This window comes from Milkweed yellows phytoplasma str. MW1 (assembly GCF_000309485.1).
Lineage (GTDB): Bacteria > Bacillota_I > Bacilli_A > Acholeplasmatales > Acholeplasmataceae > Phytoplasma.
Window position 1 is genome coordinate 1 of the sequence record NZ_AKIL01000139.1, and the last position, 7,708, is coordinate 7,708.

The 7,708-nt window shown below is 29.7% G+C and carries 6 protein-coding genes; all 6 read left to right on the forward strand.

All coding sequences use genetic code 11. The features are described from left to right. Positions 1-159: 159 nt before the first annotated feature. The 6 genes from fba (at position 160) to RI76_RS02470 (ending at position 7,291) form a co-directional block, all read left to right on the forward strand. Entirely contained in the window at positions 160-1,026 is an 867-nt protein-coding gene (fba, locus tag RI76_RS02445; protein ID WP_017192562.1) for a class II fructose-1,6-bisphosphate aldolase, read from the forward strand. A gap of 39 nt (positions 1,027-1,065) precedes the next feature. Then, the gene (locus tag RI76_RS02450) at positions 1,066-2,043 is read left to right on the forward strand and encodes an ATP-dependent 6-phosphofructokinase (protein WP_017192563.1); all 978 of its coding nucleotides are present in this window, start codon (positions 1,066-1,068) and stop codon (positions 2,041-2,043) included. A 49-nt stretch (positions 2,044-2,092) separates the two neighbouring features. Then, the gene (locus RI76_RS02455; RefSeq protein WP_017192564.1) at positions 2,093-3,559 is read left to right on the forward strand and encodes an MATE family efflux transporter; all 1,467 of its coding nucleotides are present in this window, start codon (positions 2,093-2,095) and stop codon (positions 3,557-3,559) included. Then, positions 3,559-4,758, forward strand: coding sequence for a phosphoglycerate kinase (locus RI76_RS02460; protein ID WP_026072060.1), 1,200 nt, complete (start codon positions 3,559-3,561; stop codon positions 4,756-4,758). The genes RI76_RS02455 and RI76_RS02460 overlap by 1 nt, the downstream gene beginning before the upstream one ends. Before the next feature lie 43 nt (positions 4,759-4,801). Then, positions 4,802-5,815, forward strand: a complete 1,014-nt coding sequence (gene gap, locus RI76_RS02465) for a type I glyceraldehyde-3-phosphate dehydrogenase (RefSeq protein WP_017192566.1) — start codon at positions 4,802-4,804, stop codon at positions 5,813-5,815. Positions 5,816-6,007: 192 nt separating this feature from the next. Next, on the forward strand, positions 6,008-7,291 hold the full coding sequence (locus RI76_RS02470; RefSeq protein WP_017192567.1) for a glucose-6-phosphate isomerase: 1,284 nt from the start codon (positions 6,008-6,010) through the stop codon (positions 7,289-7,291). The last annotated feature ends 417 nt before the right edge of the window (positions 7,292-7,708 follow it).

Sequence of the window (7,708 nt, forward strand, 5' to 3'; positions counted from 1 at the left end):
ATATAATAAATGTATATATAATATAAACATTGTTTTATAAATTGAATTATCCATCATAATTCATTTATAAATAAATTTATGTTGTAATGTTTAATTTTATATATAAAATCTATCAAGGACGTTTTATATAAGAAAATACATTTAAGAAAGGATTTGTCAGTGTTAACTTCCGATAAAAAAGTTATTTTAAAAGCTCACCAAGAAGGTTATGCAATCGCTCAAGTAAATATTAATAATTTAGAATGGATTAAAGCTGCTTTACAAACTGTAGAAGAATTAAAATCACCAGTCATTTTAGGAGTGTCAGAAGGTGCTGCTAAATATATGGGAGGTTTTAAAACTGTTGTTGCTATGGTAAAAGAATTAGATGCTTTTTATAATGTTAGCGTTCCTGTAATACTTCATTTAGATCACGGCTCTTTTGAAGGTGCTCAAGAAGCTCTTAAAGCTGGTTTCACTTCTGTTATGTTTGATGGAAGTCATTACCCCTTTGAAGAAAATTTAAAAAAAACTCGTCAAATAACTCAATTGTGTCGTGAAAAATCAGTTTTACTGGAAGCCGAAGTAGGCGGTATCGGTGGAGAAGAAGATGGAGTAGTTGGTCAAGGCGAAATTGCTGACCCTAATCAATGTAAACAAATAACAGAATTAGGCATTGATATGTTAGCTGCCGGTATTGGCAACGTCCATGGCAAATATCCAGATAATTGGAAAGGTCTAGATTTTGATGTTTTTGTTAAAATTAGATCTTTGACTAAAGAACAAATCCCTTTAGTTCTTCACGGTGGAACTGGTATTCCTGAACACATGATTAAAAAAGCTATTTCTTTAGGAGTGGTTAAAATTAATGTTAATACTGAATTTCAATTAGTTTTCGCTGAAGCTACACGTAAATATATTGAAGAAGGCAAAGATTTAGTTAATAAAGGATATGATCCAAGAAAATTATTAAATCCAGGCTTTTTAGCTATTAAAAAAGAATTAAAACATAAATTAACTTTATTTGGTTCTGTTAATAAAGCATAATTTCAAAATAACATTTATAAAAAAAAGGTTATATTAATAATGAAAAATGAACAAAATTTAGAAAAAATCGCTGTTTTAACTTCAGGCGGAGATGCTCCGGGGATGAACGCTGCTATTAGAGCAGTCGTTATGGCAGGAACTAATCAAAATTATGAAGTTTATGGCGTAAAAGACGGTTATTTAGGTTTATATAACAATCAAATAGAATTGTTAACGCCTGATTCTTTAGACAGAATTATCAATGTATCAGGTACTTTTTTAGGTACTTCACGTTTTTTACCTTTTCAAAATGAATTAAAAGTTCGTCAAGTATGTGCTAACAATTTAACTGATTTAGGGATTACTAAATTAGTGGTTATTGGCGGCGATGGTTCTTATCATGGAGCTATGAAGCTAGATGAATTAAACATTAAATGCATAGGCATTCCTGCTACGATAGATAACGATATTAATGCTACAGATTATACAGTTGGCTTCAGTACGGCTTTAAATAATGTAGTGGATGCGATTGAAAAATTACGCGATACTTCTATTTCTCATCGTAGATGCAGCATTATTGAAGTAATGGGCAGACGCAAAGGCGATTTAGCTTTATACGGTGGACTTGCTGGCGGAGTGGATATGATTGTCACAAGCGAAAAATCTTTAGATAAACAAACTATTTTTGATAAAGTTAAAGAATTATACGAAAAGAACCAAAGACATGCTATTATAGTGGTGACAGAACATATTTTCGCAGTTAATGAATTAGCTAAAGAAGTGGAAAAATATAGCGGTTTTGAAACAAGAGCTCAAATTTTAGGACACATTCAAAGAGGTGGAACTCCTACAGCTGAAGATTTAATTTTAGCCAACAGAATGGGCAGTTATGCGGTTGAATTGTTAAAAAAAGACATTCATAATTGTGGTATCGGAATTCAAGGCAACAAATTAACTCATCTTGAATTTAAAAACATTTTTGATCAACCCTATTTAAAAGACGAAGTGTTTGATGTATTTGACAAAATAACTCAATAAAAATATTTATTTAGTTTTTTAATTAAGAAGTAAAGGATAAATTTTAAAAGTGTCTACAAAGGTTAAACAAAAAAATTTAAACAAAAATAATTCTCAACCTCAGTTTCAGGGTTCGATTTGGAAAAATTTAATCGTTATTTCTATTCCAGTTGCTATTTATTTAATATTTAAACATTTTACATCTGCAGTAGATTATTATATTGTTGGAACTCCTACAAAAACAAATAAAAATATCGATTCAGTCATTACTTTGATGAAACAAATTGGTAAAGTTTTTCAAGCTATTGCGATGGGTTTAGGCGGCGCGGGAGTTATTTTAATAGCCCAAGAATATAAAAAAAATAATAAAGAAAAAACACAAGAATACGTAACTTTAGCCTTTTTGTTTTCTATTATTTTAAGCCTTTTATTATCTATTGTATTCTATATTGGTGCTATAATACCTAATGTCGACCTTTTTTTACCCGTTAGTTATCGTACTGATGGTGGCGCTTTATGTTATAAAATTCAATTAATATCTTTCATTTTTATGACTATTAATGTAGTGTTTATTGGAATTGAAAGAGCTAAAAATAAAACGCGTTTTGTTTTCTTCTTAAATATTTTAAACATTTCAGCAAGAGTGCTTTTAGCCTTTGGTTATAAATGGTTTAGAGGAGAAGGAAAGGTAAGTATTGTTGATTTGCAATTAGCTACTTTATTTTCTGATTTATTGATTACTTTTATAGCTGTTGATTTTGTGTTCTTTAATAAGAAAAACGATACCAGATTAGATTTCAAAAAATTCAAATTCTCTTCTGAAGTGTTAAAAAAATTTTCTAAATTATCTGGCGGATTAGTGGTCGGTAAGGCTACTTATGAAGTTGGTAAAGCAGTGGTTAACACTTTGACGACAAAATTTTATGAACCTTCTTTATTAGGGATTGCCGGTTTAGCAGCGTTAGTGAATGGTATTGTTTACTCTTTATCGCAATCTTTTGAAGATGGACAATCAGTCATGGTGTCGCAAGAATCTAGCAATCAAGATTCACGAAAAACTCTGAAAATTTTTAAAAATGTTTTTGTTATTACGACTATTTTAGGCATAGTCGGTATTTTGGTGAATCAATTTTATGGCGAAAAATTATTAAAATTTTTCAAACCAACCAGAGATTTTTCATCGGAAGAAATGCAAGGTTTTAAAACGATTTTATTTTATGAACAATTATCACTTTTCACTTCTGTATGGGCTTCAATGATGATGGGTTATATTATTTCGTACAATAAGAGCGCTAAAGTATCATTCTGGATGAATCTTTTAAGAGTTTCATTGAGAATATCTCTATTAAGTTTATTGCACCTTGCAACTGATATAAACCATTATAGTCAATTCGGTTGGAGTACGGCTGGAAGTAACATTATTGTTTTAATAGTCGTAACTCTTATCTTTGTGAAATTTATTAAAAAAAGCCATAATGAAAGTACGCAACAAAAAATAATTAAACAAGATTTGGAAAAAAAGGTATTTTTGGTATGATGATAAAAACCCTTTCTACAGCTAACGTCAAAAATAAAAAAGTTTTATTACGAGCAGATTTAAATGTTCCTTTAGAGAATAAACGTATTACAGATGATAATAGAGTTAAAGCTATTTTGCCTACTTTAAAATATTTAATTCAAAATGAAGCTAAAGTAATTGTTTTTTCTCATTTCGGCAGGGTTAAAACTGAAGATGATAAAAAAAAATATAGTCTTGAAGTGGTGGCTCAAAATTTATCTTCTCATTTGAATGCTAAAGTTTATTTCGTACCTCAAACAAGAGGAAAAATTTTAGAAACAGCTATTGAAAAACTTCTCCCTGGAGAGGTCTTGATGTTTGAAAATACTCGTTTTGAAGATTTAGACAACAAAAAAGAAAGTAAAAATGACGCTGATTTAGGAAAATATTGGGCTTCTTTAGGCGATGTTTTCGTGAATGATGCATTTGGAACTTCTCATCGCAGTCATGCTTCTAACGTAGGTATTGCTCAACATATGGAAGAAAAATATTTCGGTTTTTTAGTAGAAAAAGAAATTAATTTTCTTCATAAAATCATCAAAACGCCTCAAAGACCCGTAGTAGCGGTTTTAGGTGGTTCTAAAGTATATGATAAAATTAAAATCATTCGTAATCTTTTGAAAAAAGTTGATTTTCTTTTAATCGGGGGCGGTATGAGTTTTACCTTCTTAAAAGCGCAAGGTTATAACGTAGGCAAAAGTTTACTAGAAGAAAATGAAATATCTTTAGTGAAAGAATTGTTAAGTTCTGAAGAAGGTAAGAAAATTGTTTTAGGTCCAGATGTTGTTTGTGGCGAAGAATTTGCTAACGAAACTAAAGTTAGTGTTTCTGATGTTAACAATATTTCTGATAATGTGATGGGTTTAGATATCGGTCCTAAAACAGTCGCTTTATTTCGAAAACATTTAGTTTTAGCTAAAACTATTGTTTGGAACGGACCTTTAGGAGTTTTTGAATTTGATAATTTCGCTCAAGGCACTAAAGAAATAGCACAAATAATAAGTCAAATGCATAATAAAGCTACTACAATCATCGGTGGTGGTGATAGTGCAGCTGCTGTCTTTAAATTTGGTTTAGACGGTTATTTTAGCCACATTTCTACTGGCGGAGGAGCCTTTTTAGAATATTTAGAAGGCAAGCCAATGTTTGGGTTGGAATGTATCGAAAATATTGAATAAAAAAATTTATGAAAAAATAATTTAAAAAAAGGTATAACAAATTATGAACAAAAAAACAAAAGTAGCCATTAACGGTTTTGGACGTATAGGAAAATTAGTGTTTCGTTCCATTTTTGCTAACCCTCAATTTGAAGTTGTTGGCATCAATGATTTATCTAATTTAGAAACAATCGCTTATTTATTAAAATACGATACTGCTCAAGGATTATATAAAACAGATTCTGTTTCTTACGAAGATAATCATTTAGTAGTGGATGGGAAAAAAATTCCTGTTTTTCAAGAAAGAAATCCTAAAGATTTGCCTTGGGCTAAATTAGATGTAGATGTTGTTTTAGAATGTACTGGTTTTTTCGCTAGTAAAGAAAAAGCGGATCTACACTTACAAGCTGGAGCTAAAAAAGTTTTAATTAGTGCTCCTGCTGCTGGCGATTTAAAAACAGTTGTTTACAATGTCAATGATAATGTTTTAACTAAAGATGATCACATTGTTAGTGGAGCTTCTTGTACTACTAACTGTTTAGCGCCTGTTGCGAAAGTGTTAAATGATAACTTCGGCATTAACCAAGCGTTTATGACAACAATTCACTCTTACACAAGCGACCAAACTTTAATTGATCAAAATCATTCTAAAGGTATTTGGGCTAGACGTGGTAGAGCAGCAGCTTCTAACATGGTTCCTACTTCTACAGGAGTAGTGAAAGCTATTGGTTTAGTATTGCCTGAATTAAAAGGTAAAATAGATGGTACATCTGTTAGAGTTCCAACTGTAACAGGTTCTTTAGTGGACCTTACAGTAGAATTAAACCAAGAAGTAACAGCGGAACAAGTCAATCAAGTTTTTGCTAAAAATGCTAATGAAACTTTAGGATACGTTAAAGATCCTATCGTATCTTCTGACGTTGTAGGAACTTCTTATGGTTCTTTATATGACTCTAATACTTTACAAATTCTTCAAAAAAATCCTAAATTTATAAAATTAATGTCTTGGTATGATAACGAAATGAGTTATGTTAGTCAATTGGTAAGATTATTGCGCAAAATGTCTAAATTTTTATAATTTTTAACTAATATAACAAAACCGCTAAAAAACCAAATACAATATGTTTTATAAAGTATAAATAAAGCATATTGTATTTTCTCTTAAAGATGATTTATTTTTCCATTTAGTCTCTAATTATTATTTATTAAAAAACAATAGTTTTTTAAAAATATATTTGCAATAATCAAAAGATAATTATGGAGTGTTGATATGAGTTTAAACTTAAATTTAGATGGAATCCAAAATTTTTTAAATTGGGATGAGGAAAGTAAAAAACTAGCTCCTCAAGTTAAAAAAATTCATCAAAAACTGCATGAAGATCAAGAATTAAAAGATACTGTTTTAGGATGGTTAACTTTACCTTTGAACGATGACGTTGAGGAAATTCAAAAAATAAAAAAATTAAAAAAAGAACATCCGGATTTAGATGTGTTAGTAGTGATAGGGATCGGTGGTTCTTATTTAGGTGCTAAAGCAGGAATAGAAATGCTTCAAATTCCTTTTCAAAAAACTAAACCTGAAGTGTTATTCGCAGGTCATCAAGTGTCAGGTAATTATTTAATAAATTTGACTTATTATTTAAAAGATAAGAATTGGGCGATTAACGTTATTTCTAAATCTGGTACTACTTTAGAACCTGCTTTAGCTTTTAGAGTATTGAAAAAAGAAATAGAAGAAAAGTACGGCAAAGAAGAAGCTAAAAGACGTGTTTTTGCTACTACAGACAGTAAAAAAGGTGTTTTATTAAATATAGCTAACCAAGAAGGTTACGAAAAATTTGTTGTTCCTGACAATGTTGGCGGAAGATTCAGCGTTTTAACTGCTGTAGGATTATTACCTTTTGTTTTTGCTAATTTAGATGCAGAGGCTATGTTAAAAGGAGCTCATCAAGCTTATTTAGATTTTTCATCTGATGATTTAAATCAAAATGAAGCGTATCAATACGCAGCAGCCCGTTATCTTTTGCACACTAAATTAGATAAAAAAATGGAATTATTAGTTAGTTATGAACCTCATTTATTAGGTTTTTCTGAATGGTGGAAACAATTATTTGCAGAATCCGAAGGTAAAGACGAAAAAGGTCTTTTTGTGGGAGCTATTAATAACTCTACTGATCTTCATTCTTTAGGACAATTCATCCAAGAAGGAAGTAAGTTTTTTTTTGAAACAGTTTTAAATGTAGGCCATTTTGACCAAGATTTAGCCATTCCTCAAGTAGAGAATGAATTAGATGGACTTAATTATCTAGCAGGTCAAAATTATACAGATATTAATCAAAAAATTAAAACAGCGACCAAACAAGCTCATATTGAAGGACAGGTACCGAATTTAGAATTGACTGTGCCTCAATTAGACGAATATAACTTGGGTTATTTAGTTTATTTCTTTGAAAAAGCTTGCGCTATGTCTGGTTCTCTTTTAGAAATTAATCCTTTCAATCAACCAGGTGTTGAAGTTTATAAACAAAGAATGTTTGCTTTATTGAAAAAATAATTTTATTTATACAAAAAAAGATACTTTTAGAGTATCTTTTTTTGTATAAAGGTTGAGAAAAATTATAATAAATTTTTTAAACGATAAATCAAGTACCTTTTTATAGTGTTTTTTTCAACTTTCTTCACCAGATAATAACTATTATTTTGAGGTTTTACATTTTACTTTATTTTTTAATGATTATTTTTTTGTTTTTTAATTTTGAAAATAAGGAGATAACTTTTTAAATCTCAAAAAAGCCTTTTTTAAGTATGAAACGTGTTTTTTCAAAGAAAATTCGTAATTGAGTAAACAAATATGATAAAATAAAATTTTATGATGTGTTTGTGAATTTATAAGAAAAAACTTTTTTATAAACTTTCAAAATCAGAATAAATTAATTTAATTTTTTATATGTAGCAGATCGGAAGAGCGGTT